This window comes from Streptomyces sp. NPDC006385 (assembly GCF_040612485.1).
Classification (GTDB): Bacteria; Actinomycetota; Actinomycetes; order Streptomycetales; family Streptomycetaceae; genus Streptomyces.
In genome coordinates this window covers 1-26605 of the sequence record NZ_JBEXQG010000063.1, presented here as the reverse complement: position 1 = coordinate 26605, position 26605 = coordinate 1, and the positions used below count along the sequence as shown (strand labels likewise).

Annotated in this window: 25 protein-coding genes; 8 read left to right on the top strand and 17 right to left on the bottom strand. The window is 71.0% G+C overall.

From position 1 onward, the window contains the following. Window positions 1–20: 20 nt before the first annotated feature. The 14 genes from ABZ078_RS34115 to ABZ078_RS34050 all read right to left on the bottom strand — a co-directional run bounded on the left by ABZ078_RS34115 (window position 21) and on the right by ABZ078_RS34050 (window position 15763). On the bottom strand, window positions 21–815 hold the full coding sequence (locus tag ABZ078_RS34115) for a rhamnogalacturonan acetylesterase (protein WP_356581771.1): 795 nt from the start codon (window positions 813–815) through the stop codon (window positions 21–23). Window positions 816–947: 132 nt separating this feature from the next. Next, window positions 948–2309, bottom strand: a complete 1362-nt coding sequence (locus ABZ078_RS34110; protein ID WP_356581769.1) for a sugar ABC transporter substrate-binding protein — start codon at window positions 2307–2309, stop codon at window positions 948–950. Between the two features lie 50 nt (window positions 2310–2359). After that, window positions 2360–4348, bottom strand: coding sequence for a pectinesterase family protein (locus ABZ078_RS34105; RefSeq protein ID WP_356581767.1), 1989 nt, complete (start codon window positions 4346–4348; stop codon window positions 2360–2362). Window positions 4349–4390: 42 nt separating this feature from the next. Continuing rightward, window positions 4391–5899 (bottom strand): family 43 glycosylhydrolase, encoded by a 1509-nt coding sequence (locus ABZ078_RS34100; protein WP_356581765.1) that lies wholly within the window; start codon window positions 5897–5899, stop codon window positions 4391–4393. Next, entirely contained in the window at window positions 5896–6741 is an 846-nt protein-coding gene (locus ABZ078_RS34095) for a PmoA family protein (protein ID WP_356581763.1), read from the bottom strand. The genes ABZ078_RS34100 and ABZ078_RS34095 overlap by 4 nt, the downstream gene beginning before the upstream one ends. After that, window positions 6741–7898 (bottom strand): Gfo/Idh/MocA family oxidoreductase, encoded by a 1158-nt coding sequence (locus ABZ078_RS34090; RefSeq protein WP_356581761.1) that lies wholly within the window; start codon window positions 7896–7898, stop codon window positions 6741–6743. The genes ABZ078_RS34095 and ABZ078_RS34090 overlap by 1 nt, the downstream gene beginning before the upstream one ends. Continuing rightward, the gene (locus ABZ078_RS34085) at window positions 7895–9187 is read right to left on the bottom strand and encodes a pectate lyase (RefSeq protein ID WP_356581759.1); all 1293 of its coding nucleotides are present in this window, start codon (window positions 9185–9187) and stop codon (window positions 7895–7897) included. The genes ABZ078_RS34090 and ABZ078_RS34085 overlap by 4 nt, the downstream gene beginning before the upstream one ends. A gap of 154 nt (window positions 9188–9341) precedes the next feature. Further along, entirely contained in the window at window positions 9342–10238 is an 897-nt protein-coding gene (locus ABZ078_RS34080) for a carbohydrate ABC transporter permease (RefSeq protein WP_356581757.1), read from the bottom strand. Next, a complete protein-coding gene (locus tag ABZ078_RS34075; RefSeq protein ID WP_356581755.1) occupies window positions 10235–11170 on the bottom strand; it encodes a sugar ABC transporter permease in 936 nt (311 codons plus the stop codon). Before ABZ078_RS34075 ends, ABZ078_RS34080 begins: the two co-directional genes overlap by 4 nt. 102 nt (window positions 11171–11272) lie before the next feature. Next, window positions 11273–13009, bottom strand: a complete 1737-nt coding sequence (araD, locus tag ABZ078_RS34070) for an L-arabinonate dehydratase (RefSeq protein WP_356581754.1) — start codon at window positions 13007–13009, stop codon at window positions 11273–11275. Continuing rightward, window positions 13006–13914, bottom strand: coding sequence for a dihydrodipicolinate synthase family protein (locus tag ABZ078_RS34065; protein ID WP_356581752.1), 909 nt, complete (start codon window positions 13912–13914; stop codon window positions 13006–13008). The genes araD and ABZ078_RS34065 overlap by 4 nt, the downstream gene beginning before the upstream one ends. Next, a complete protein-coding gene (locus tag ABZ078_RS34060; protein WP_356581750.1) occupies window positions 13911–14579 on the bottom strand; it encodes a GntR family transcriptional regulator in 669 nt (222 codons plus the stop codon). Before ABZ078_RS34060 ends, ABZ078_RS34065 begins: the two co-directional genes overlap by 4 nt. Before the next feature lie 313 nt (window positions 14580–14892). Beyond that, entirely contained in the window at window positions 14893–15480 is a 588-nt protein-coding gene (locus tag ABZ078_RS34055) for a TIGR03086 family metal-binding protein (protein ID WP_356581749.1), read from the bottom strand. A 124-nt stretch (window positions 15481–15604) separates the two neighbouring features. Beyond that, the gene (locus ABZ078_RS34050; protein WP_356581747.1) at window positions 15605–15763 is read right to left on the bottom strand and encodes a hypothetical protein; all 159 of its coding nucleotides are present in this window, start codon (window positions 15761–15763) and stop codon (window positions 15605–15607) included. A 254-nt stretch (window positions 15764–16017) separates the two neighbouring features. Between ABZ078_RS34050 and ABZ078_RS34045 the strand changes: the two genes are divergently transcribed. Beyond that, window positions 16018–17253, top strand: a complete 1236-nt coding sequence (locus tag ABZ078_RS34045) for an MFS transporter (protein ID WP_356581745.1) — start codon at window positions 16018–16020, stop codon at window positions 17251–17253. Here ABZ078_RS34045 and ABZ078_RS34040 read toward each other — a convergent pair. After that, a complete protein-coding gene (locus tag ABZ078_RS34040) occupies window positions 17190–18353 on the bottom strand; it encodes a hypothetical protein (protein WP_356581743.1) in 1164 nt (387 codons plus the stop codon). The two genes, ABZ078_RS34045 and ABZ078_RS34040, sit on opposite strands and share 64 nt — an antisense overlap. Then, a complete protein-coding gene (locus ABZ078_RS34035; protein ID WP_356581741.1) occupies window positions 18350–19303 on the bottom strand; it encodes a 5-dehydro-4-deoxyglucarate dehydratase in 954 nt (317 codons plus the stop codon). The genes ABZ078_RS34040 and ABZ078_RS34035 overlap by 4 nt, the downstream gene beginning before the upstream one ends. 262 nt (window positions 19304–19565) lie before the next feature. On the opposite strand from ABZ078_RS34035, the gene ABZ078_RS34030 reads away from it, so the two are divergent. The 6 genes from ABZ078_RS34030 to ABZ078_RS34005 all read left to right on the top strand — a co-directional run bounded on the left by ABZ078_RS34030 (window position 19566) and on the right by ABZ078_RS34005 (window position 25666). Beyond that, window positions 19566–20375, top strand: a complete 810-nt coding sequence (locus ABZ078_RS34030; protein WP_356581739.1) for an NAD(P)-dependent oxidoreductase — start codon at window positions 19566–19568, stop codon at window positions 20373–20375. A 303-nt stretch (window positions 20376–20678) separates the two neighbouring features. After that, on the top strand, window positions 20679–21449 hold the full coding sequence (locus ABZ078_RS34025; RefSeq protein ID WP_356581737.1) for a DeoR/GlpR family DNA-binding transcription regulator: 771 nt from the start codon (window positions 20679–20681) through the stop codon (window positions 21447–21449). 80 nt (window positions 21450–21529) lie between these two features. Further along, window positions 21530–22900 (top strand): sugar ABC transporter substrate-binding protein, encoded by a 1371-nt coding sequence (locus ABZ078_RS34020; RefSeq protein ID WP_356581736.1) that lies wholly within the window; start codon window positions 21530–21532, stop codon window positions 22898–22900. Next, window positions 22897–23835 carry a sugar ABC transporter permease gene (locus ABZ078_RS34015; protein WP_356581734.1) on the top strand — a complete coding sequence of 313 codons (939 nt, stop codon included), beginning with the start codon at window positions 22897–22899 and terminating at the stop codon, window positions 23833–23835. Before ABZ078_RS34020 ends, ABZ078_RS34015 begins: the two co-directional genes overlap by 4 nt. Continuing rightward, on the top strand, window positions 23832–24680 hold the full coding sequence (locus ABZ078_RS34010) for a carbohydrate ABC transporter permease (protein WP_356581732.1): 849 nt from the start codon (window positions 23832–23834) through the stop codon (window positions 24678–24680). The genes ABZ078_RS34015 and ABZ078_RS34010 overlap by 4 nt, the downstream gene beginning before the upstream one ends. Continuing rightward, entirely contained in the window at window positions 24677–25666 is a 990-nt protein-coding gene (locus ABZ078_RS34005; RefSeq protein WP_356581730.1) for a zinc-dependent alcohol dehydrogenase family protein, read from the top strand. The genes ABZ078_RS34010 and ABZ078_RS34005 overlap by 4 nt, the downstream gene beginning before the upstream one ends. A 102-nt stretch (window positions 25667–25768) precedes the next feature. Here the strand turns inward: ABZ078_RS34005 and ABZ078_RS34000 are convergent, their stop codons facing one another. Beyond that, entirely contained in the window at window positions 25769–25912 is a 144-nt protein-coding gene (locus ABZ078_RS34000; RefSeq protein WP_356581729.1) for a hypothetical protein, read from the bottom strand. A gap of 111 nt (window positions 25913–26023) precedes the next feature. Between ABZ078_RS34000 and ABZ078_RS33995 the strand changes: the two genes are divergently transcribed. Then, on the top strand, window positions 26024–26605 hold a 582-nt coding region (locus ABZ078_RS33995; protein ID WP_356581727.1), incomplete at its 3' end, for a TerD family protein.

Below are 26605 nucleotides of genomic sequence, written 5' to 3'. Positions count from 1 at the left end.
CTCTTCTGCGGTCGGGATGGTTACGCGGCGGGCTGCGGCCAGGTGATCCAGGACTGCGGGATCTCCTCGTCGAGCCGACGCAGGTCGTTCGGTGCCAGCACGCGGGTGCGCAGCAGCTCCCGCGCCACGAGTCGCGCCACCGCGATCGCGCCCGGCGGGTTGAAGTGCGTGTTGTCCTGCTCGGTGGCGGTCCAGTTGAAGTACGTCTTGGTCTCCTCCACCCCGAGCCGCCGCCACAGCGCGAGGGACAGGGCCTGGGTGTCCAGCAGCGGGACGCGCTCCTCCTGCGCGAGGGCGCGCATCGCCGCCGGATAGTCGCCGTGGGTCGGCACGGCGTCGCCCTCGGCGTCGAACCTCCGCCGCTCCACGGCGGTGGCGAGCACCGGCCGCGCGCCCCGGGCGCGGGCGCCGTCGAGGTACAGCCGCAGGTAGTCCTGGTACGTCGTCCAGGGCTCGGTGTACCGGGTGGGGTCGGTGGCCTTCTCGTCGTTGTGCGCGAACTGGACGAGCAGGAGGTCCCCGGGCCGGATGGCCTGGAGGACGGCATCGAGCCGGCCCTCGTCGACGAAGCTCTTGGAACTGCGCCCGTTCACCGCGTGATTGGCGACAGCCAGGTGCCGGTGCGCGAAGAACGGGAGCGCCATACCCCACCCGGTCTCGGGCGCGGCGTCGGCGTACTTCTGGGCGGCGGTGGAATCACCGGCGATGTAGAGGGTGCGGTGGTGTCGGCCTGCCCGGGCGGTACCCGTGCCAGAGAGGGCGAGAGGAACGGCGGCGGCGGCCGCCACAGCGATCTGTCTACGGGTGAGCGACACGACAGTGCCTTTCAAGCGCGGGGGGTGCAGCCCCGTCAGGGGCGCGGGGCTGTAGCGATGTGCGGCTCCGCCGCGTGGGCGCGACCGGCCACAGACAACCCGCAGCCGGCCGCGCGGAACAGCGACCGTGTCTCAGCCGTTCCTTTGCTTCCACTCGGCCTGAGCCTCGTTCAGCTGACCGGCCATCGTGTCCAGAAACTCCTTCGCACTCAGGTCACCGTTGAGCACCTTCTGGAAGTTCGGCTCGTTGTCGGCCTTGGAGATCGTGTTCCAGTCCGGCAGGTAGTACGGCAGCTGCACGATCGTCGTGGACCCGTCGTTCAACGCCGCGGCAGCCAATTTCGTGGGCTCGGCCTCGGAGATCCACGCGTCCTTGGCGGCGTCGTTGTTCGCCGGCACCTGCCCCGCCGACTTGTTGAACTTCGAGTTCTCCTCGTGCGAGGTGGCGAACTCGATGAACTTCCAGGCGGCGTCCTTGTTCTTGGAGCTCTTGAACAGGCCGAGCCCGTCCACGGGGTTGGAGACCTGCACCCGCTTGCCGTCGGCCCCTGTGGGCTGCGGAATCCCCCGGAACTTGTCGGTTCCGAGCGCCTTCACATGGTCCTGGTACGACCCCAGGTTGTGGTTCAGCATTCCGATCGTGCCGGAATCCCACTGGGCGACCATCTTGGTGAAGTCGTTGTTGAGGTCGGCGGCCGGCGTGACCTCCTTGAAGAGGCCCGCGTACTTCTCCAGCGCCTCGACGTTCTTCGGGTCGTTGACGGTCGTCTTCGCACCGCTGGAGTCCCAGAAGGACGTGATCCCGGACTGCCCGTACATCGCGTCCAGCGCCTGGGCGATGGAGCCGGCGCCACCGCGGATGGTGTAGCCGAACTCGTTCTTCCCCTTGTCGGTGAGCTTCTCCGCCGCCTCGTAGAACTTGTCCCAGGTGCTGGGCTCGTCCAGCCCGGCCTTCTTGAACAGGTCGGTGCGGTAGTAGAGCACACCGTTGTTCGCGGAGGTCGGGATCGAGTACAGCTTGTCGTCACCGCCGCCGGCCGCCTTCAGCGAGGTGACCATGTCGTCGTTGAGCTTGCCGTTGAGGGAGGACTTGGCGAGCCGGTCGTCCAGCGGCTCCAGCGCGTTCTGCGCGGCGAACCCGGCGAGCATCGCCGCGCCGACACCGCCGACGTCCGGCAGGCCGCCGCCCTGGATGGCGGTGTCCACCTTGGACTGGTAGTCGGTGGACGGGATCCCGACGTACTCGACCTTGATGTCCGGGTTCGCCTTCTCGAAGTCGGCGATGATCTCCTTCCAGATGTCGGTGCGGACACCGCCGTTGTTGTCCCAGAAGACGATCTTTCCCTTGCCGCTGCCCTCGGCGCCCTTGTCGCCGCCCGCGCCGCTCCCGTCGTCGCCGCACGCGGTGGCGGTCAGGGCGAGCACGGCGCCCAGGGCGACGGCGGCCGACGTACGGCGCCCGCCTGAGCTGCTCCTGCGATTGCTGATCTTCATTGGTCGGCTCTCTTCTTCTGGATCAGACGGATCTATGAAGTTGTGGGGGGTCAGTGGCGGGCGTACGGCTTCCAGCCGTCGGTGCCCGAGAGGTAGTCGGCGACGGTGTGGGCACGCGCCTCGTCAGGGCTGAGCTGCGGCCGGTCCGCGGTGACAGCCGCCCCCGGGCCGGAGTTCCGGTACTCCGCGAACCGCGCGTCCTTCCACGAGAACCCGCTCATGTCGGTCCACGGCGAGGACTTGATCGCGGCGGGCAGCCAGGTGTTCCTGATCACCACCTGGGCGACGGCCTCGGGTTCACCACCGGGGTGCCAGGGCCGCCCCAGATGGAAGGACCCGGCAGGCGCGTCGCTCACCACCTTCGAGTCGGTGATCAGGAAGCCGTACGGATTGCCCGTCCACGTCGAGGCGGCGGTGATGTAGCCGTTGTTGGTGGCCGACCCCCGGCTCAGCGCCCGGATCACCGAACGCTCGACGACGGTGGTCGCCCGCCCGTACAGGAAGTCGACGTCGCCCTCGATGTAGGAGTCGCGGATGTAGACCCGGCTGACGGCGGTCAGCCTGGGGCTGTCGGTCATGAGGGTGTCCTGGTTGCCCAGGAAGGCGGTGTCCTCGAAGACGATCCGGTCACCGGTCGTCTTCATCGCCAGCGCCTGCTCGCCGCTCAGCTCGTGCGCGGCCTCGTCGAAGTCGTTGCTGAAGGTGAGGTTGCGGGCGGTGACGTCGTTCGCGGCGATCCTGACGGTGGCGCTTCCCGTCGAACCCCCGTACGCGGCGGGCGTGTCGAAGACGACGACGGTGTCGGACCGGTCGTGTCCGGTCCCCTGGAGCACCAGGTGCGGCTTGCTCGCGGGGACGAACACCTTCTCGCGGTACGTCCCCGGCGCGACCGCGATCGTCACCGCGCTGTCGTTGCCCTCGGGCACGGCGTCCACCGCGGCCTGCACCGTCGGATAGGCGGCGGGAACGTCCAGGACCACGCCGATCCGCGCTTGCGGCCCGGAGAACCGCGTCACCAGCGCCGGCACGGCGGCCGCGGGGTCCAGCCGGTAGTCGTAGAAGTCCCGGGGGTCGAAGGCGGCACCCCACGCCTCGTGCCGGCCGGTCGTGTTCCTCAGGATCGACCCGCGCTGCACCAGCTCCGCGGTGGCGTCGGCCTGGTAGGGGTGCTGGACGTCCCGGTAGTAGCTGTTCTCGATGACCATCTTGGTCCGGCCGCGCGACCAGTTGCCGTACGTCCACACGGGGTCACCGGGATCGGCCTGCGCGGTCAGGTAGTTGTTGTACAGGTGCGCGTAGGCGGCGTTGTCGACGGACGGGTTGCGCTGCTTGGTGCCCGTGAACCAGTTGTGGTCGATGGTGATCTGCGTCCTGACATTCGGGGTCCAGCCGATACCGAAGGTCTTGTTGTTGTTCGTGAACTGGTTGTGGGAGACGGTGACGTACTCACTGTCCTTGCGGATGTCGAGCTGCCCGTCACAGATCCGCGAGAACCGAATGTGGTCGATCCACACGTGGTGGGCGGCGTCCAGGCGGATGCCGTCGTAGTCGGTGTCCTTGCAGTCCCAGTTCCCCTCGACGGCCGTGTCGCGGATGGTGAGGTTGCGGATGATGACGTTGTGCGTGCCGGCATCGAGGGTGAAGCCGCCGTGCACGATCTCGGCGGTGTCGCTCACGCCGATGATGGTCTTGTCCGAGGCGACGGGTATCTCCGTGCCGAAAGGGTCCATGTCCAGGGCGCCCTTGACGCGGATGACGTACGGCTCCTCGGCCGCCGCGTACTTCGCCAGCGCGGCCTGGTCCGTCACGGTGACGACCTTGCCGCCCGCGCCGCCGGTCGTACCGCCGGCGAGGGAGGCGAAACCGTGGGGCCGGTCGCTCCAGCGGGCGGCCGACGTCGTGGTGGTGGTGTCCGTCGCGACGGGTGCGGCGGCGTTCGCCTCGCCCAGCCCCCCGAGACCCAGGGCGGCCACCAGGCCCACGACGGCGGCCAGGGTTCTGCCGGCTCCCGGCAAGCGCTTGCTACGGAGGTGCGTCATTGCGGCTCCCAACAGGCTCAACAGGCATACGACTGAGACGAGTTACAAGGCGCTGATCCTGAACCGCGTGAAGGTCGCCGCGCCTGCGTGGCCCTGCCCCGCGGGAGCGAGGGCGAACAGCCCCAGCAGGGCGCCGACCCAGCGCCACGGCGTGGCCGCGAAGACCGGCCCCGAGGCACGCGGGCCGTCACCGACGTCGGTGAGGAACCGGCACCGCGCCCCGGCCCCGATCTCGATCCGCAGCCGCACCCGCCCCTCGGGCGCGAGCCGCGCGTGTGCGGCGTCCCGTTCCCTCTCCGCGACCGCTTCGGCGAACCGGTGCACGACGTGCGCCGCCCCGTCCGCGCCCCGCTGGAGCCCGATCCAGCCGAACGCGTCCCCGAGCACCGCGAGCCCCGCCCGCGCCCCCGGCTCCTCGCTGTCCAGCCGTAGCTCGACCTCCACCGCGCACGGCGTGCCCGGCAGCCGCTGGGTGAGGATGTTCGGCAGCTTGCGCAGGTCGTGCGCGTCGGCCGAGCGGACGCAGGCCAGCTTCAGCCCGTCGCCGGAGTGCTGGGTGGCCCAGCCGTCCCGCGGGTTGGCGGTCCAGCTCCACTGGCGTCCGAAGCGTCCGCCGGGGAAGTCGTCGTCGGTGGCGGGCGCGGCGGGCGGCTGCGGTGGCAGGTCGGGCAGCGGGTGTACGGCGACGGGGGCGCCGTCGTTCCCGAGCACCGGCCAGCCGTCGGCGTCCCAGCGCATCGGCTGGAGGTGGACGACACGGCCGTAGGCGCCGCGCTGCTGGAAGTGCAGGAACCAGTCCGCACCGGACGGGGTGCGCACCCAGCCGCCCTGGTGCGGTCCGTTGACGTCGGTGTCCTTCTGTTCGAGGACGATCCGCTCCTCGTACGGCCCGAAGAACCCGCGCGAGCGGAAGGCGCCCTGCCAGCCGGTCTCCACTCCCCCGGCGGGCGCCAGGATCCAGAACCAGCCGTCGTGCCGGTAGAGCTTGGGGCCTTCGAGGGTGAACCAGCCGGGGATCCGGTCGCCGTCGACGATCACCTTGCCCTCGTCGAGGAGTTCGGTGCCGTCGGGGTGCATGCGGTGGCCGGTGAGGCGGTTCTTGACGCCGGAGCGGGACTTGGCCCAGGCGTGCACGAGGTAGGCCTCGCCGGTCTCGTCGTCCCACAGGGGGCAGGGGTCGATCAGGCCCTTGCCCTCCTTCACCAGGTGGGGGGTGGTCCAAGGGCCGCGGATCTCGGGGGCGTTGACCTGGAAGACGCCCTGGTCGGGGTCGCCCCAGAAGATCCAGAAGCGGTCGTCGTGGTGGCGCAGCGACGGGGCCCAGACGCCGCAGTCGTGCCGGGGTGCCGCGAACTCCTCGGCCGGTTCCAGGCGTTCGAGCGCGTGGCCGATCAGCGTCCAGTTGACCAGGTCGCGGGAGTGCAGCAGGGGCAGGCCCGGGGCGCGGCCGAAGCTGGAGGCGGTCAGGTAGAAGTCGTCGCCGACGCGGACGACGTCCGGGTCGGACCAGTCGGCGTCGAGGACGGGGTTCGTGTACGTCCCGGCCGTCATGGGCTCACCGCCTTGCGGACGAGGGCGGCGGCCGTGTCCCGGTCGAGGCGGCCGTCCGCGACGACGGTGACGACACGGCGTACGACGGTGTCGCCCGGTTCGATCGGGAGCCGCTCGTCGTGCGCCAGGGAGGAGCCCACGCCCGGGTACTCGGCGGTGCGGACGAACCACGGGTCCCGCCGGGTGCGGTCCGTGGCCCCGGCGAAGACCAGCGTCCAGCCGGAGCCGGCGAGGGCGAGCCAGTCGGCGCGTCGACCGTGGACGGCCTCCTCACCCGCCACGTCCGCGGTGAAGACGTCCGGCGCCGAGGACTCCTTGCGGGCCCGCCAGAAGAAGCCGCCGTACGCGGCACCCGGGCGTCCGTTGGTGGCGGGGCTGCCGATCGACAGCGGGCCGGAGGTGACGTTGGTCAGGGAGAAGGTGAAGTCCAGCGCCCAGGCGGCGTCGGTGAGTGCGGTGGCCGCGACGGTCCGGCGCTCGCGCAGCAGCTCGGCCCCCGCCGCCACCCACCGCAGCTCCTCCACGAACCCGTCGGGGTCGCGCAGCTGGAAGGCGGTGTGCCGCTGGGCGCCGTGGTTGTCCAGCTCGGTCGGGCCCTGGTCGCGGACGTAGGTGCGTCCGCCCCAGAAGTTGGCCCCCTCGACGTCGGGAACGGCGACACCGACGCCGAGGTGGTGTGTGTGGTCGGCGGGGCTGAGTTCGGTGACCGCCGTGCCGGCCAGGGTGGTGACGGGGTGCAGGTACGGGCGTGGGGAGAGGCGGACGGGCAGTTCGGGCCGGGTGACGTACCGGCCGACCGGTCGCCCGGCGACGCGCAGCACCGCGGTGTCGTGGGGGGTCATCAGGTGCTCACCTCTTTCGTTCGGGCCCGAAGGGCCCAGGGGGCGCCCAGCTCGGAGTAGAGGGCGAGGGCGTCGGCGGCGGCCGCGACCAGGCCGTCGATGCCGGGCACGACCCGGCGCTGCTCGTCGGGGAGCAGGTGCCATGTCCCGTCCGGCAGCGGGGCCGGGTCGGGGGCCAGCCGGATCGCTTCGACGACCTTCATGAAGGCGCCGGTCGCGTCGGGGGGGACCAGCAGGTCGGTGCCGTCGGTGAGGTGGTCGACGAGGTTCTCGAGCAGGTCCGTGCGGCCGTACTCGTACTCCTCCGGGCCGTGGTTCGCGCGCTGGAGCAGGACGCGGTCCTGCTTGTACCAGAAGGTGATCCGGCCGTGTTCGCCGTGCACGACGACGTAGGGCTCGTCGGGGTCCTCGGCGCACAGGGTCGCGGCGACGACGACCTGCGGGCCGTGCGGGCCGGTGACGCGGACGCAGGAGGTGTCGTCGGACTCGATGTCGTTGGCGCGCAGCAGCTCGGTCTCGACGGCGGTGACGTCCTCGGCGCGGGTCGTGCCGCCGAGCGCGAGCGCGGTGGCGACGGCGTGCGCGAGGGGATTGGTGAGGGCGCCGTCGATCACGTCGACGCCGTTCAGCCGGCGCCTGCCCGCCCAGGGTGCCCGCCGGTAGTAGGTCTCGGGGCGTGCCCAGGCGCCCGCGCCGCCGATTCCGAGGATCTCGCCGATCGCGCCCTCGGCCATCAGCGTCCGGATCGCGGGCACGGCGTGCGAGCCCAGCGACTGGAAGCCGATCTGGCAGGCGACGCCGGCCTCGGCGACCCCGTCGGCCATGCGCCGGAACTCGGCGTACGAGGGGGCGGGCGGCTTCTCCAGCAGGAGGTGCACCCCCCTGCGCGCGGCCGTCAGCGCCAGGTCGGTGTGGGTCGGGATCGGCGTGCAGATCACCGCGATCCGGGCGCCGGTGGAGTCGAGGAGGGCACCGAAGTCGGCGGACTGCTCGGGTGCCCCGATGCCCTCGGGGAGTTCGTCCCCGGTCAGCGGGGTCAGCTCGCAGATGCCCGCCAGCCGGACGATCCCCTTGTCCTGGAGCCGGCGGATGTTCTCCAGGTGCCAGCGGCCGTGGCCGCGCGCGCCCGCCAGGACGATGGGTACGGCAGTGCTCATGGGATCCTCCCTGCGCCCGCGCCGCGTGCCACTGCCCGGTCGGCCGCCTCGGCGCTGTCGATCTTTGTGTGCAGGGTAGGTCTCCAGCCGACGTCGGCCGTGAGATCGCGCTCGCTGCCGGAGTTGTAGGAGTTGTGGATCGCCAGCAGGTCGACCGGGTAGCCGTTGAAGAGGGTGCCGGACTGGTGGAGGGCGGTGCCGTTCCAGCTCTTGACCAGGTCGGCGGCCTCGATGTGGCCGGGGGTGTGGAAGGCGTTGTTCTCGGCGTATATCGCTGACTCGGTCGACACGCCGATGGAGTAGCGGTGGTCGTGGGCGTCGGCCGGGACGACGTACCGGTTGTTGTAGAGGTGCACCTGCCCGAAGCGGACGCGCGGGGCGCGCTGGACGACGGAGTCGAACTCGTTGTGGTGCAGGGTGACGCGGAGCCGGCCGCGGTCGCCGGTGGCGGTGTCGCCGTTGCCGATGAGCATCGCCTTGTCGTGGTCGGCGAACCGGCTCCAGGAGACGGTGACCAGGTCGGAGGCGTTGGTGATGTCGAGCAGGCCGTCGTGGCGGAGGTAGTTGCGGCCGAAGTAGGTGGGTTCCTTCTCGTCCGGGTGGCCCTTGTCGCTGAGGGTCACATGGTCGATCCAGACGTGGGTGGCGCCGCGCAGCCAGATGCTGTCGTACGCCGTCTTCCAGTCGCCGAGGCCGCCGGTGTTGGGCTGCCAGACGGGGAAGCAGTCGTAGGCGTCGCGGACTTCGAGGTTGCGGATGATCACGTTGTCCGCGCGGTCGAGCTGGAGGCTCGCGCCCTTGAGGACGGCCCTGTCACCGAGTCCCACGAGGGTGGTATGGGAGCCGACGGTCAGCGCCACCCGCTCGGCCTGCCTGGCCGCCGAGGCCTGGCGGGCCTCCTCCTGGGGGCCGCTGGGCTTGGCGGAGCCCCAGGTGCGGGGGTCGTAGGCGGCCAGGTACTTCTTGGTGCTGTAGCCGTCGGTGGCGTAGTCCGCGCAGTCGAGGTGGTCGCCGTCGTCGTCGGTGTTGGCGTCGATGGTGCCGGCGATCTTGATGATCTTCGGGGTGTCGCTGCCGCCGTCGAGGGCGCGCACGAGCCCGGCGCGGTCGGTGACCGTGTACACGTGCGCGTCGTCGGCGGCCGCGCCTCCGGTGGTGCCCCCGCCCGCGGAGGCCCAGCCGTCGTTCGCGGGCAGGGTGTCGCGGCTGATGTCCCGGGCCTCGGCATGGGCCGGGACGCACAGGAGCGCCAACGAGGCTCCGACGACGGCGATCTGGCGCAGCCTCATGTCGACGTCACCTCCGCACGGGCGGGGATGCGAGGGTTTCTCGGCAGGGTTTGCGCGATCAGGACCTGACGGGACCTCAGCATTCCTGCCTCTCTCGCGCGTCGCACCGGGCGCTCGGTCATCAGGGCGCCGGGGACGGTGGTCCGACGGAGTCTCACCCCTTCACCGCCCCTGCGCTGAAGCCCGTGATCAGCCACTTCTGGATGAAGGCGAACACGATCACGACGGGTACGGCCGCGATGATGCCGCCGGCGGCGAGCGCGCCCAGGTCGACGCTGTCCGCGCCCATCAGGGTGTTGAGGCCGACCGGGATGGTCTGCTTCTCCTGGTTGTTGAGGAACATCAGCGCGAACAGGAAGTGGTTCCAGGAGTGCACGAAGGCGAAGGAGCCGACGGCGATGAGACCGGGCCGCAGCAGTGGCAGGACGATGATCCGGAAGGCCGTGAACCGGTCGCAGCCGTCGACCCAGGCGGCCTCCTCCAGGGAGTACGGCACGTTCTTGATGAAGTTGCTGATCAGGATCATCGACAGCGGTAGCTGGAAGACGGTCTCGGCGATGATGACGCTGCCCAGCGAGTTGATCATCTGCAACTCGGCGAAGATCTCGAACAGCGGGACCAGCAGCAGCGCGCCCGGCACGAACTGGGAGCACAGCAGGGCGAGCATGAAGGCACGCTTGATCTTGAAGTTGAAGCGCGCGAGGGCGTAGCCGCCGGCCAGGGCGACGAGGGTCGTCATCAGCAGGGTGACGACGCCGACCAGCACGCTGTTCTGGAAGTAGGTGCCAAAACTCCGCTCCGTCCAGACCTTCTCGAAGTGGTCGAAGGTCATCGGCCAGGGCACGAGCGAGGTCGAGCCGGCCGGGCGCAGGGAGAACAGCAGGATCCAGTAGAAGGGGATCAGCGTGAAGACCAGGTAGATCGACAGCGGCAGGTAGATGTGCCAGCGGGGCACCTCGTCCCAGGAGCGGTTCTTCTTCGTCGGACGCGGCGGTTCGGGGGCGGCGCGCATCGGGGCGGGCGCGGTCATGGTGGCTTCCTTGACGCTCACTTGTCCTCACCTCCGAACTTGCTCAGCCGCAGATAGACGATCGAGCAGAACAGCAGAATCACGAACGCCACCGTGGTCAGGGCCGAGGCGTAGCCGAAGTTGTGGGACTCGACGCTGGTGTTGGCGATGTACAGCGGCAGCGTCGTGGTCTCGCCCGCGGGCCCGCCGCCGGTCAGCGTGTAGAGCAGGTCGACGTTGTTGAACTCCCACACCGCGCGCAGCAGCGTGGACAGGACGATGGCGTCCTTCAGATGGGGCAGGGTGATGTGCCAGAACTGCTTGATCCGACTGGCCCCGTCGACCTCGGCGGCCTCGTACAGGTCCTTCGAGACGGACTGGAGGTCGGCGAGGATGAGGATCGCGAAGAAGGGCACGCCGCGCCACAGGTCGGCGACGATCGCCGCCGGGAACACGGTGGAGGTGTCCGACAGCCAACTGGTGCCGTAGGAGCCGATGCCCAGGTCGGCGAGGTAACGGGTGATGCCCGTCTGGGAGTTGTAGAGCAGCACCCAGATCGCCGAGGTGAGCACGCCGGAGACGGCCCACGGGGAGAACACGAGCGCACGGCCGAGCGCACGGCCCGCGAACGTCTGGTTGACGATCAGCGCGAGCGCGAGCCCGAACAGCAGTTGGAGCCCGACCTCGACGAACACCCACTTGGCGCTGAAGACCAGCGTGTCCCAGAACAGCGGGTCCTCGGTGAAGGCGTGGACGAAGTTGTCGAAGCCCGTGTATCCGTTCCGCCACGGCTTGGTCGGGTTGTACTCCTGCAGGCTGTAGTAGAAGACGCTGATGACGGGGTAGGCGATGAAGCCCACCATGAGCAGGGCGGCCGGGGCTATCAGCAGGTATGGAAGCCTGCGCGGCGTGGCGGAGGCACGGCGCCGCCGGGGTGGCGCGGGCGGTTTCGCCACGGCTGCGGCTTGGGCCATGACTGTTCTCCGTTCTCGTACGTCGTGCGTGCGTGGTGCGTGCGTGCGTCGTGCGGGAAGCGCTTTCTCTCTGGACAGAGGTGTGCCGGGTCCTACGGCCGGTCAGCCCGCGTAGGGGTCGGCGACCTTGCCCGGACGGGCCAGGAACTCGAAGTCGCAGCCGGTGTCGGCCTGGGTGATCTGTTCGTTGTAGAGCGCGCCGTAGCCGCGCTCGTACCGTGCGGGCGGCGGCGTCCACTCGGCCCTGCGGCGCTCCAGCTCCTCGTCGTCCACGTTGAGCTGCAGCAGGCGGGCCTCGACGTCGAGCGTGATCGAGTCCCCCGTGCGGACCAGGGCGAGCGGTCCTCCGATATACGACTCGGGCGCCACGTGCAGCGCGCACGCCCCGTAGCTCGTGCCGCTCATCCGGGCGTCGGAGATCCGGACCATGTCCCGCACGCCCTGTTTCAGCAGGTGGCCGGGGATGGGCAGCATGCCGTACTCGGGCATGCCCGGACCGCCCTTGGGCCCGGCGTTGCGCAGGACCAGCACGCTGTCGGCGGTGATGTTCAGCGACGGGTCGTTGATGGTGCGCTGCATGGTCTTGTAGTCGTCGAAGACGACCGCGGGGCCGGTGTGCTTGAGCAGGTGCCGCTCGGCGGCGATGTGCTTGATGACCGCGCCGTCCGGGCAGAGGTTGCCGCGCAGGACGGCGACCCCGCCCTCGCTCGCGACCGGGTTGTCGCGGGTGCGGATGACGTCGTCGTTGTGGACGACGGCGCCCTCGATCTGCTCGCCCAGGGTGCCGTTGACCGTCGGCCGGTCCAGGTGGAGCAGGTCGGTGATCCGCGAGAGGAAGGCGGGCAGGCCGCCGGCGAAGTGGAAGTCCTCCATGAGGTACGTCTGTCCGCCGGGCCGGACGTTGGCCAGCACGGGGACCGTGCGGGCGATGCGGTCGAAGTCGTCCAGGGTGAGCTCGACGCCGGCCCGTCCCGCCATGGCGATCAGGTGGATGACGGCGTTGGTGGAGCCGCAGAGCCCGAGCACGGTGGTGACGGCGTCCTCGAAGGCCGCACGGGTGAGGATCCGGGACGGCTTGAGGCCGGTCCAGGCGAGCTCCACGGCCCGGCGTCCGGAGGCGGCGGCCATCCGCTCGTGCCCGGAGTCGACGGCCGGGATCGAGGAGGCGCCCGGCAGCGTCATACCGAGGGTCTCCGCCGCCGCGGTCATCGTGGACGCGGTGCCCATGGTCATGCAGTGCCCGGGGGAACGCGCCAACCCGCCCTGCAGCTCCCGCAGTTCGCAGTCCGTCAGGTTGCCCGCGCGGTGCTCGTCCCAGTACTTCCACATGTCGGTGCCGGACCCGAGGGTCTCCCCGCGCCAGTGCCCCGGCAGCATCGGCCCGGCGGGAACGAAGATCGACGGTACGTCGGCCGAGGACGCGCCCATCAGCAGCGCCGGCGTCGACTTGTCGCAGCCGCCGAGCAGCACCGCCGCGTCGATCGGATAGGACCGCAGCAGCTCCTCCGTCTCCATCGCGAGCAGGTTGCGGTAGAGCATCGGGGTCGGCTTCTGGTACGTCTCCGAGAGTGTGGAGACCGGGAACTCGAGCGGGAAGCCCCCGGCCTGCCACACCCCCCGCTTGACCGCCTCGGCACGCTCGCGCAGGTGCACGTGGCAGGGGTTGATGTCGGACCAGGTGTTGAGGACGGCGATCACCGGGCGGCCCCGGTACTCCTCCGCCTCGTATCCCAGCTGGCGCATACGGGCGTTGTGCGACCAGGTGCGCAGTTGGCCCTCGGTGCCGTACCACTGGTGGCTGCGCAGTTCCTGCGGGCTCATGCGCCGGCTGTCGGTCATATCGACCACCCGGCGGCTATCGCGGCGACCTCGGCGCGCTCGTCCTCGGGCAGGTGCCGGCTCGGCGGGCGGACGTCACGACGGCACAGGCCGAGGGAGGCGAGGGCCTCCTTGACGACGGTGACGTTGTTGGCGGAACCGTTCGCGGCGCGCAGCTCCTCGAAGCGGCGGATCTGTTCCCAGACCTTCATCGCGCCGGGGTAGTCCCCGGACCGCAGCGCTTCGATCATGTTGGCGGAGACGGCCGGGGCGACGTTGACGAGGCCGGAGGTGAAGCCGGTGGCGCCCGCGGAGAAGTACGAGGGGGCGTACGGCTCGGCGAGCCCGGCGACCCAGACGAAGCGGTCCAGCCCGGCGTCCCGGGCGAAGGCGGCGAACCTCGCGGCGTCCGGGACCGCGTACTTCACGCCGATGACGTTCGGGCAGTGGTCGGCGAGTTCCGCGAGGCGCGCGCCGCTGAGCTGGGCGTTGCGGATGTACGGCACGACGCCGAGTTCGGGCACGGCCTCGGCGACGGCGCGGTGGTAGTCGACCCAGCCGCTCTGCGAGACGTACGGGTGGACCGGCTGGTGGACCATGACCATCTGGGCGCCGAGCTCGCGGGCGTGCCGGGCGGAGGCGACGGCGGTCGGCACGTCGTGCCCGACGCCCACGAGGATGACGGCGCGGTCGCCGGCCTCGTCGACGGTCAGCTCGGTGACGAGCCGGCGCTCCTCGGGGGTGAGGGCGTAGAACTCGCCGGTGTTCCCGTTGGGGGTGAGGGTGGTGATGCCGCCGTCGAGCAGGCGACGCAGCAGGGCCCGGTAGGTGTCCCGTGCGACGGAGCCGTCCTCGGCGAACGGGGTCACCGGGATCGCCACCACGTCGGCCAGGGCCGCCCGCTGGGTCTCGAACGTCGTTGTCATGCCGGACCGTCCTCTCCCTGGGCCTCGACCGTCACGTCGGGGAAGGCCCGCTCGACGAACGACGCGATGTGGGCGTGCAGGGCGCGCGCGGCGCCGTCCGCGTCGCCTTCGAGCGCGAGCCGCAGGATCTCCCGGTGCTCGCCGGCCTCCCGCTCCCAGGAGGGGGAGGCGGCCCAGGCGACGGCGGAGACGAGGGCGGCCTGGTCGCGGACCTCGTCGAGCATCCGGCCGAGCAGCGGGTTGCCGCACGGCAGGTACAGGGCGCGGTGGAACTCCCGGTTGGCGAGGGACCGTTCGGCGGTGTCGGTGGCGGCGTCGGCGCGGGTCAGGGCGTCACGGGCGGCGTCGAGGGAGGCCCCGCGCCGCACGGAGCGCTTCAGTGCCTGCGGTTCCAGCAGCAGCCGCACGTCGTAGACCTCGCGCGCCATGTCCGCGTCCACCATGCGCACCGTGACGCCCTTGTACTGGCTCATCACGACCAGCCCGGTCCCGGCCAGCGTCTTGAGCGCCTCCCGCACGGGGGTCTTCGACACCCCGAACTGCGCGGCGAGCTCGGTCTCGACCAGGGCCTGGCCCGGCGTCAACTGCCCGGTGAGGATGCGGCGTTTGATCTCCTCCAGCACGTACTGCGTGCGGGAGGGGATCGGCGTGGGCACAGAGGTCATGCGCGCCTCTCGGATCTTCGCGGGAAATGGCTCTCGCGTATGGGATCTCACGTATCGCGTCTCATATATGACGTACGAAGTACGACGCGATGAAGGTAGGAGGGGGCGCCTGTTTCGTCAATGCTTCTGACAAAGGAAGTCGGGGTGCGGAGTCGCGGTGTCGCCGAGTTGCGGTCCGGCCGAGTCGCCGGTTCGGACGCGCGGCGGGTGGCCTTCGCGCACGGTGACGGTGGCTCCGCGATCGTGCTGAGCCCCGCCGGATCAGTGTGCCGCTGCAACTCCGCGAAGGGTCACGGTGTCCGGCCGCGGCACGTCAGGGGGTCCAGTCGGGGTCCCGCCCGCTCAGCCCCACGGCCCGGTCCAGCAGCGGTGCGTCCCCCGGGACGGGCACGACCGGGCCGAAGATGCCGCCCCGGCTCGGGTCGTCGGCGGCCGCGAGGAGCATCCCGTACGCCAACTGGAGCGCGGGCGGGTCGGGCTCGTACTCCTGACCGGTCGACCGGGCCAGGTCCCAGCCGTGGATCACCAGCTCGTCCACCGCGACGGTGCCCGCCTCCGCGCCGGTCAGCGGCACGCCGCCCGCGCGGGTCTCACCGGTCCACGCGGCCGGGTCGCGCCACACCTCGCCCAGCTCCGTCAACACCTTGGGCAGCTCCTCGCGCCAGCCCGGGCCGATGTCCGGTACGGCGGCCTCCGGGCTGGTGTCGGTCGTGGGGCCCAGGTCCTTGCGGCCGGCGTCACGGAAGGCGACGGACAGCCCGAGCAGGTGGCCCAGCAGGTTGCGCACCGCCATGCCCGGACAGGGCGTCGGCGCCGAGAGCTGATCATCGGTGACGCCGTCCGCGAGGCGGGCCACGATATGGGCCTGCGGTCCGAGGTCGAGGGTCGCGTTGTCGGTCATGTGCCGGCTCCTCATGGATGGGTTCCTGAGAGGTGGACCGACGGGGACGGCGAAACTCATCGGCGACAAGCCGAACGGCCCGCCGGGGAATCCGACGGGCCGTCATCGCAAGGGGAGACCCGGGTCAGCCGACCGGCTCCACGGCAAGGGGGGCCGTCGTCTCCGTGGTCGTGGGCTTTTCGGACTCGACGCCCTCTTCCCGCTGCTTCCGCAGAGCGAGTTCCCTGGCCGTCCTTTCCGAGAACAGCCTCATTTCCGCCTCGGCCCGGAGATCGAACACCATTGCCTCCTTCGAGTCCTGTCCGGCCGCGGTTCACTTGATCACCGCGAGCGCCTGTTTGTTGAACGTTACCCGAATCCACCCACCCGAGTCAGGATCACATTACGTTCGCACACAGGAAATTGACCTTCTGTTCACCCCGCCGCACGCCGGTAAGCCCCCCCCCGCACGCCTCAGGGCGCACAGCCCGAGCAAGGCGCCTTCTAAGGCACTTCCCCCATCCCCGCGCCCCGTCCTTAGCCGCACGATGGTGCGGCATGACGATCACCACCTGGGCCCTCCCCCGCATCCTGCGCGACCGCAACGCCCGCCTCTGCCTCTCCGGAGTCCTGATCTCCGGCTTCGGCACCTCGGCGCTGTGGCTGGTGTCCGGCGTCTGGGTCAAGGACCTCACCGGGTCCGACGGCCTGGCCGCGCTGTGCATGCTCGCCATGTGGGCGCCCACCCTGGCCGGCCCGCTCCTCGGCACGCTCGCCGACCGCACCCGCCGCAAACCGCTGCTGATCGGCGCGAACCTGCTCCTGGCCGCCCTTCTGCTCGCCCTCGTCACCGTCGACTCCCCGGACCGCGTCTGGCTCCTCTTCGCGGTCCTGTTCGTGTACGGCGCGGCAGGCGTCGTCCATGACGCGGCCGAGTCGGCCCTGGTCGCGGGCGCCGTTCCCGCGCCCCTGCTCGGGGACTTCAACGGGCTGCGCATGACGGCCAGTGAGGGCATGAAACTCCTCGCCCCGCTGGCAGGGGCGGGCGTCTACGCCGCGTACGGCGGCGCGAGCGTCGCCGTCCTCGATGCCGCCACCTTCGTGGCCGCCACCGGTCTGTACGCCTGCCTGCGCGTCCGCGAGAGCAAGCCGGAGCGCCCCACGGTCACCTGGCGCGCGCAGACCGCCCAGGGCGCCCGCTACCTGTGGTCGCACCCCCGGCTGCGCCCCCTGGTCCTGGCCGGCGGCGCCACCATGCTGTTCGCCGGCCTCAACGGTGCGTTGACCTACGCCGTCATCGACGGCCTCGGGCACGCCCCCGCGTACGCCGGTGTGCTGTACGCCGTGCAGGGCGCCGGTTCGCTGGTGATCGGCCTGCTCTCCGGCCCCGCCCTGCGCCGCCTCGGCGATCGCCGCTTCGCCGCCTGCGGCATCGCGCTGACGGCCATCGCGGCGGGGCTGAGGGCGATCCCGTCCGATCCGGTGGCCCTCGTCGCGAGCGCGGCGGTCGGCGCGGGCCTGCCCTGCGTGCTCATCGCCACCCTAACCGCCGTGCAGCGCGAGACACCGGACGATCTGCTCGGCCGTACGGCCGCCACGGCCAACACCCTCGTCTTCACACCGAACGTCATCGGGCTGGCCACGGGGGCGGCGCTGGTCGAACTGCTCGACGTACGGGTGCTGTCGGCCGTGACCGGCCTCGCCTGGCTGGCGACCGCGCTGCCGCCCCTTCAGCGGCCGGCCAGCGCCTCCCGCACCGCCGCCAAGTCGCCGTCCGACGCCAACCCGGCGTGATAGAGCCGCATTTCGGTGGCCCCCAGCTCACGCGCGCGTGCCGCGTCCGACGCCAGCGTGGCCGGGCTGCCACCCATCCCGGACACCACACCGAAGTTGGCGGCGACGACCGCGCCCTCGCGGGCCTGCTCGGCGAAGGGCGTCAGCAGCCCGGGCCCGCCCGCGCACGGCACGACCACGCCGTCCGCGACGGACAGGATGTGCGCGGGATCGACGCCCGCGTTCGCCCCGCAGTGGTACGGCACCGGGTCGGCGTGCAGCAGCACCTGGAAACCGTCGGGCGCGGCCGCCCGGACCGCGGCGACCGCCGCCTCCTGGAGCGTACGGGCGGTCGCGTCACGCCACGCGCGCGTGGCCGCCGCGGTCGACTCGCCGAGCAGCTTCTCGACCCCGGCCCAGCCCTCGTCGGCGACCGCGGCCTGCCACAGCGGTTCGAGGGCGGCGCGTACGGCGGCCGCCAGCTCGTCGCCGTCCAGGCCCTGGGCGCCGTAGCCCTCCTCGCAGGTCGGGCAGAAGCACAGCGCCATCAGGTACTGCCCGGCGTCCCCGAGCGGGACCCCGGCCGTCTTGTCGTGGGCGTGCAGATGCTGGAGCCCGTACCAGCCGAGGGACTCCAGCTCGGTGCCGCGCGCTCCGGGGCGTACGGCGGCCTCGGCGGCCAGGTCGACGAGGTACGCGCGCGTGGCGGGCTGGGCGATGCAGGGGGCCCAGGGGTAGCGGTCGCCGTAGGCGTTGACGACCGAGGTGTCCGGATGCTCGGCGCCGAGGCGGGAGTTGTGCGCGAGGACCACCCAGGTGTGCACCTCCAGGCCGGCGTCCGCGAGCGCGCCGGCCGCCTCGCCGTAGGCGTCGCCGGGCGCCCAGTCCCCGGCCGGGTACGGGCGCAGCTCCCGGCCGCGCCACCGGTCGTCCGTCGGGTAGAGCACGGCCGCGTGTTCGGCGGTGACGATGCGGTGGCGCGGGTGACGGGGGGTCAGGGCGCGGGTGGAGTGGTAGGCGGCGGCGAGTGTCACCTGGTGCACGCCGAGGGCGGCGATTCTGCCGGGTGCCTCCGGGTCTCCGTTGACGTCCCAGGGGTAGACGAATGTCGACGCCTTCACTTGGTGTCCTCCGGCTCCTTCTCCAACAGGGCGTAGCCGCGCTCGATCACCTGAGCGAGCTGCTTGACATGATCCTCGCTCGGCTCGTGCAGCGGGGGCCGCACCTCTCCCACGTCCAGTCCGCGCATCCGTACGCCCGCCTTGACGAGGGCGACGGCGTACCCGCGGCCCTGGGCGCGCAGGTCGACGAACGGCCGGTAGAAGCCGTCCAGGAGACGGCGGACGGTCGTGTCGTCGTCCGCCTCCAGCGCCCGGTAGAAGGCGAGGGCGATCTCGGGGGCGAAGCAGAACACGGCGGAGGAGTAGAGCGGGACGCCGATGGCGCGGTAGGCGAGCTGGGTCTGCTCGGCGGTCGGCAGTCCGTTGAAGTAGAGGAAGTCACCGGGGACCTCGGTGCGTACGGCGCTGACGATCCGCTGCATGAGGTCGAGGTCGCCGAGGCCGTCCTTGAGGCCGATGACGCCGTCCGTGCGGGCCAGTTCGACGACCGTCTCCGGGGTGAAGACGGCGTTGTCGCGCTGGTAGACGACGACGGGGAGCGCGGTCGCCGCGGCGATCTCCTGGTAGTGCCGCAGCAGCCCCTCCTGCCCGGCGACGACGAGATACGGCGGCATGGCGAGCAGCCCGTCCGCCCCGGCGGTCTCGGCGAGCCTCGCGTACCGCACGGCGAGGGCGGTGCCGTACCCGGCGCCCGCGACGACCGGTACGCGTCCCGCCGCGGCCTCGACGGCCGCCCGTACGCACGCCTCGTACTCCTCGGGCGCCAGCGCGTGGAACTCTCCGGTGCCGCAGCACGCGAACACGGCGGCGGCCCCGGCCTCGACCCCCCGGCGCACATGGGTGCGGTACGTGTCGAGGTCGACCGAGCCGCCGGGGCCGAAGGCGGTGACGGGGAAGAACAGCGGCCCGCCGGGGATGCTCAGGCGTGCGGCGAGGGGGACTGACGTCACGGGCTCTCCCTAGAACAGGCGCTGCGCCCCGCAGGCGCTCACGTTTCTGATCCTCGTCTACATTCTTGAACAAAGCCAGCCTATGGAGCCCGATCGAGGCCGGTCAAGCGCGCAAACCGCCGATCCAGCAGCGGATTCACCGACTTGGCAGGACACTTGACGTGATCGGCGGACGATCCTTAGCGTGTCCACGCATATGAATGCCGTCCATGCATGCGGTCGTTGAGCCAGCCGAGCGAAGCCGAGCCAAGGAGCCCCGAGGATGCCCGCACCCCGCACCGTTCTGCTCACCGGCGCCGCCGGCGGTCTCGGCACCCTGATGCGGGACCTGCTCCCGGCCTACGGCTACGAGCTGCGGCTGCTCGACCTGCGCCCCATCGACGGCGAGCCCGACGCGATCATCGCCGACCTCGCCGACAAGGAGGCCCTGCGCGAGGCCGTGCGGGGCGTCGACGCGATCATCCACCTCGCCGGCATCTCCCTGGAAGCCTCGTTCGAGAAGATCCTCACGGCGAACATCCAGGGCACCTACAACCTGTACGAGGCCGCTCGCGAGGAGGGCGTCGGGCGCGTCGTCTTCGCCTCCTCCAACCACGCGGTGGGCTTCACGCCCCGGCCGCGGGGCGAGGACCCGCTCATCCCCGTCGACACCCCGCGCCGCCCGGACACCTTCTACGGCCTGTCCAAGTCCTTCGGCGAGGACCTGGCGCAGTTCTACTGGGACAAGCACGGCCTGGAGACGGTGTCCGTGCGCATCGGCTCCTGCTTCCCCGAGCCGACCAGCGTCCGCATGCTCTCGGTGTGGATGAGCCCCGCCGACGGCGCCCGCCTCTTCCACGCGGCCCTGACCGCCGAGAACGTCGAGCACACGGTCGTCTACGGCTCCTCCGCGAACACGCGCCTGTGGTGGGACCTGACCACCGCCCGCTCCCTCGGCTACGAGCCGCGGGACGACTCCGAGCCGTACGCCGAGAAGCTGATCGCCGAGCAGGGCGAGCTGGATCCGGAGAACGTCGCGCACGCCTACCTGGGCGGCCACTTCGTGAGCGACCCGCCGATCTGGCCGTACTGAGGCTCCCCCTCCCCTCGGGAACCGGCAGAACCCGGCGTACCGTCCGAAAGAAGTCGTCGCGAGAGGCGGGCGGGCACCGAACGGGCCCGCCCACCGCCGTATCCGGGCACGGGCGGCGCCCGATCCCACCCGCGCCGCCGCAACCGCGCAGGTCCGAGGCGGGCGCACCGCACGGTGAACGGGCACATACGGGCAGCATCGGGCCCGCAACACCACTGGTCAGCGCCGAACACCCGCTGTAGAAATTCCGGCATGGGCCCCACCGGGCCCGAACGGGCAGCACAGCGGAAGGCAGGTGTCGGCATGAGCACGAGAACGGCGGAAGAACGCCAGCGCGAGATCGTGCTGGCCGCGCGTCGCGACGGCTCGGTCGACGTCACCGCGCTCGCCGCCGACCTGGGCGTGGCCAAGGAGACGGTACGACGGGATCTGCGCGTCCTGGAGGACCACGGCCTGCTCCGCCGTACCCATGGCGGCGCCTATCCCGTGGAGAGCGCCGGGTTCGAGACGACGCTCGCCTTCCGCGCCACCAGTCATGTCCCGGAGAAGCGCCGGATCGCGGCCGCCGCGGCCGAGCTGCTCGGGGACGCCGAGACGGTCTTCGTCGACGAGGGCTTCACCCCCCAGCTCATCGCCGAGTCCCTGCCCATGGACCGGCCGCTCACCGTCGTCACCGCGTCCCTGCCGGTCGCGGGCGCCCTCGCCGAGGCCGACCACGTCAGCGTGCTGCTGCTCGGCGGGCGGGTGCGGGCCGGCACGCTCGCCACGGTCGACCACTGGACGACGAAGATGCTGTCCGGTTTCGTCATCGACCTGGCGTTCATCGGCGCCAACGGCATCTCCCGCGAGCACGGCCTCACCACCCCCGACCCCGCGGTCAGCGAGGTCAAGGCGCAGGCCGTCCGGGCCGCGCGCCGCACGGTCTTCGCGGGCGTGCACACCAAGTTCGGAGCGGTCAGCTTCTGCCGGTTCGCGCAGGTCGGCGCGCTGGAGGCGATCGTGACGAGCACGCTGCTGCCGGCGGCCGAGGCGCATCGCTACGCACTGCTGGGCCCCCAGGTCATCCGCGTCTGAACAACCCCACCCACGTCCCCCGTAGGGCACGTCCACGCCGGAGAGTGCCCCTTATCTCCCCATACGTCCAGGAGCGATCCATGCGAACCCAGAGCCGACGACGGCCACCGCGAGCCACGCTCGCCGCGGCCGCCGCAGGGACGCTGCTCGCCCCGCTGCTCTCCGGCTGCTGGGTCGGAGCCGGCGGGGCGGGGTCGGGCGGCGACTCGATCAACGTCCTGATGGTCAACAACCCCCAGATGACCGCGCTGCAGAAACTCGCCCCCCGCTTCACCGAAGAGACCGGCATCAAGGTCAACTTCACCGTCCTGCCCGAGAACGACGTCCGCGACAAGATCAGCCAGGACTTCGCCAACCAGGCGGGCCAGTACGACGTGGCCACGCTCTCCAACTACGAGATACCGATCTACGCCCGCAACGGCTGGCTGAAGGAGATGAACTCCTACGTCGCCGGGGACCCGGCGTACGACGAGCAGGACGTCCTCAAGCCGATGCGCCAGTCCCTGACCGGCGACGACGGCAAGCTCTACGGCCAGCCCTTCTACGGCGAGTCGTCCTTCCTGATGTACCGCAAGGACGTGTTCGAGAAGGAGGGCCTGACCATGCCCGCGCACCCCACCTGGCAGCAGGTGGCGGACCTCGCCGCGAAGACGGACGGCGCCGAGCCGGGCATGAAGGGCATCTGCCTGCGCGGACTGCCCGGCTGGGGCGAGGTGATGGCCCCGCTCACCACCGTCGTGAACACCTTCGGCGGCACCTGGTTCGACAAGGACTGGAAGGCGCGACTGGACTCCCCCGAGTGGGAGAAGGCGACGAAGTTCTACGTCGATCTCGTACGCGAGCACGGTGAGTCGGGAGCGGCCCAGTCCGGCTTCGCCGAGTGCCTGAACAACATGACCCAGGGCAAGGTCGCCATGTGGTACGACGCCACCTCCGCCGCCGGCTCCCTGGAGTCGGCGAACTCCCCGGTCAAGGGCAAGGTCGGCTACGCGCCCGCGCCCGTCGAGAAGACGGAGTCCTCCGGCTGGCTCTACACCTGGGCCTGGGGCATCCAGCAGGCGTCCCGCAACCCCGACAAAGCCTGGAAGTTCGTGTCCTGGGCGTCCGGCAAGCAGTACGAGCAGCTCGTCGGCGACGAGATCGGCTGGTCCGACGTCCCGGCCGGCAAGCGCGCCTCCACCTATGCCAACCCCGCGTACCGCAAGGAGGCGGCCGCCTTCCAGGAGATGACCAAGGAGGCCATCGAGGGCGCCCGCCCGAACGACCCCGGCGTCCAGCCGCGACCCGCGCCCGGCATCCAGTTCGTCGGCATCCCCGAGTTCACCGACCTCGGCACCAAGGTCTCCCAGGAGATCAGCGCGGCCATCGCCGGACGCCAGTCCGTCGAGTCGGCCCTGAAGAAGTCACAGCAGCTCGCCGAGAAGATCTCCGAGGAGTACGAGGGGCGATGACAGCGACCACCACGGCCCCCGTGGCCACGACTCCCGTACGCACCACCCGTCCGCCCTCCGCCCGGCTGCGCGCCTGGGCGACCCGGGCCCCCTTGCTGCCCGCCCTCATCTTCATGATCGTGGTGACCCAGCTGCCGTTCGTGGCCACGCTGGTGATCTCCTTCTTCGACTGGAACTCCCTCTACCCGGACGCCCGCCAATTCGCCGGCGTCGACAACTACCGGGAGGTCCTCACCGACGCGGACCTGCGCCACTCGGTGTGGACGACCGTGCTGCTCACGGCCGCGGTGGTGCTGGCCAGTCTGGTCCTCGGCCTGGTCCTGGCACTGCTCCTGGACCGGAGGTTCAAGGGCCGGGGCGTGGTCCGCACCCTGCTGATCGCACCGTTCCTGGTGGTCCCGGTGGCCGCCGCCCTCCTCTGGAAGCATGTGCTCTACAACCCCGAATACGGCCTGTTCAACGGGTTGTTGCACTATGTGGGCGGCCCACAGCCGGACTGGATCTCCACCACCCCGCTGCTCGCGGTCGAGGCGTCCCTCGTCTGGCAGTGGACGCCGTTCATGATGCTGATCCTGCTGGCCGGCCTCCAGAGCCGCGACCACGAGCAGATCGAGGCGGCCCGCGTCGACGGCGCGAGCGACTGGCAGATCTTCCGCCACCTGACGCTGCCGCATCTGCGCCGCTACCTCGAACTCGGCGCCCTGCTCGGCTCGATCCACATCGTCCAGAACTTCGACGCGGTCTTCACGATCACGTCCGGCGGCCTCGGCACCGCCAACCTCCCCTACACCGTCTACCAGAGCTTCTACCAGGCCCATGAGAACGGCCTCGCCTCGGCCGCGGGCGTCCTGGTGGTCATCGGCTCGATCATCATCGCGACCTTCGCGCTGCGCGTGGTGTCGTCCCTGTTCCGCGAGGAGGTGTCGCGCGCATGAGTGCACTGGCCGTACGGCTTCGCAGCCGGCGCAAGGGAGTCGGCCTCGGCCTGGTCGCCTGGCTGCTCGGGATCGTGTTCTTCCTGCCCATCGCGTGGATGGCCCTGACGTCCTTCCACTCCGAACAGGACGCGGCGACCAACCCGCCGTCCTTCGCCGCCTCGCTGACGCTGGACGGCTACCGCGAGTTCTTCGGCGCGGGCGGCGGCGCGAGCCCCTGGCCGGCGCTGATCAACTCGACGGTGGCGTCGATGGCGTCGACGCTGTTCGTGCTGGTCCTCGCCCTCCCGGCGGCGTATGCCCTGTCGATCCGCCCGGTACGGAAGTGGACGGACGTCCTGTTCTTCTTCCTGTCGACGAAGATGCTGCCGGCCGTGGCGGGCCTGCTGCCGCTGTACCTGTTCGCCAAGAACACCGGCATGCTCGACAACATCTGGCTGCTGGTCATCCTCTACACCTCCATGAACCTGCCGATCGCGGTGTGGATGATGCAGTCCTTCCTGGCCGAGATCCCGGTCGCGATCATCGAGGCGGCGCGGGTGGACGGCGCGAGGCTGCCGACGATCCTGACCCGCGTCGTGGCCCCGATAGCCCTCCCCGGCATCGCCGCGACCGCCCTGATCTGCTTCATCTTCAGCTGGAACGAGCTGCTGTTCGCCCGCGTGCTGACCGGCGTGGTGGCGGAGACCGCCCCCGTCTTCCTGACCGGCTTCATCACCAGCCAGGGCCTGTTCCTGGCGAAGGTGTGCGCCGCGTCGCTCGTCATCTCCCTGCCGGTGCTCGCCGCGGGGTTCGCCGCCCAGGACAAGCTGGTCCAGGGCCTGTCGTTGGGAGCCGTGAAATGAAGGCCGCCGTCATCGAGTCCGTGGGCAAGGCCGTCGTGGCGGAGGTCCCGGATCCGACGCCGGGTCCGAGGGAGGTCGTGGTCGAGGTCGCGGCCTGCGGCCTCTGCGGCACCGATCTCCACATCCTCCAGGGCGAGTTCGCGCCGAAGCTGCCGATCGTGCCCGGGCACGAGTTCGCGGGCGAGGTGGTCGGGGTCGGCACGCAGGTCACCGAGCTGTCGGTAGGCGACCGGGTCGCGGTCGACCCGTCCCTGTACTGCTACGAGTGCCGCTACTGCCGCACCGGCCACAACAACCTGTGCGAGCGATGGGCGGCGATCGGCGTGACGACGGCCGGCGGCGCGGCGCGGTACGCGCTCGCCCCGGTGGCGAACTGCGTGAAGCTGCCGGAGCATGTCCGCACGCAGGACGCGGCGCTGGTGGAGCCGTTGTCGTGCGCGGTTCGCGGCTACGACGTCCTGCGGTCGAGGCTGGGCGCCCATGTGCTGATCTACGGCTCGGGGACGATGGGCCTGATGATGCTGGAGCTGGCCAAGCGGACGGGTGCGGCGAGCGTGGACGTGGTGGACGTGAACCCGGCGCGGTTGGAGACGGCACGGCGGCTGGGGGTCTCGGCGTCCGCTGCCGACCCCGACGAGCTGGACCGGCCGCAGGGCTGGGACCTGGTGGTCGACGCGACGGGGAACGCGGCGGCGATCCAGGACGGCCTGGACCGGGTGGCGAAGGCGGGCACATTCCTGCAGTTCGGGGTGGCGGACTACGCGACGCGGGTGACGATCGACCCGTACCGCATCTACAACCAGGAGATCACCATCACCGGTTCGATGGCGGTCCTGCACAGCTTCGAGCGCGCGGCGGAACTCTTCGCGAACGGCGTCCTCGACCCGGAGGTCTTCATCAGCGACCGGATCCCGCTGGAGCGCTACCCCGAGGCGCTGGAGCAGTTCGCGTCCGGGGTGGGCCGGAAGATCGTGGTGGTCCCGTAGCGCCGCCGCCTCCTGCCCGACGGCACGGCCGTCATGACGACCGTCGGGCAGGGGGTCATATCGGCAGCGAACCGTAGAGGGCGGCACCCGTGGCGGCGAAGGTCATGCCGGCCCAGCGGGGAAGGGGCGGCCGCGCAGTGCTGCCGCGTAGGAGACGGCCGTCGCCGCCATCGCCGCGATCACCGCCACGAGGGCGGCCGTGCTCCACAGCGCCGCGGGAACGACCAGCAGGGGACTGGGATGCACGCATCCTCCTCGGCGGACGACGGCGCCACCTGTGCGCAGGACCTCGGAACACCGACCCGATTGGCCCCAGGGTAAGGGAACGGTAAAGCGGGCTCGCTCGTTCTTCCGGGCATGACAGCTATGACCCCCGGCTCGAACATCCCTCTCTCCGCCGCCCGCGTGACGGTGGACGTCGCCGCCCCGGTGCGGCTCGACGTATCGGGCCTGCTGCTCACCGCCGACGGCAAGGTGCGCTCCGACGACGACTTCATCTTCTACAACCAACCGAGCGGACCGGGCGTGACGCACCGCTCGGGCGGGGGCTCCGCGCCCGACGCGATCATCGTGGACACCGCGGCCGTCCCGCCCGGCATCGAGAAGATCGTCGTCACCGCCAGCCCGGACGCCGCCGGCCAGACCTTCCAGGGCATCGAACCGACGGCCACCATCCGCAACGCGGACGACAACAGCGTCCTGGCCACCTTCACGCCCCCGCAGCTCGGCACCGAGACGGCACTGGTGATCGTGGAGATCTATCTGCGCAACGGCGCCTGGAAGGCCCGCGCGGTCGGCCAGGGCTACGCCAACGGCCTGGCCGGCATCGCCACCGACTTCGGCGTCACGGTCGAGGAACCGGCCCCGGCCGCCCCCGTAGCCCCGCCGCAGCCCGCCACGCAGCCCCCGGCCGCCCCGCCGGCCCCGCCCGTGGCGGCC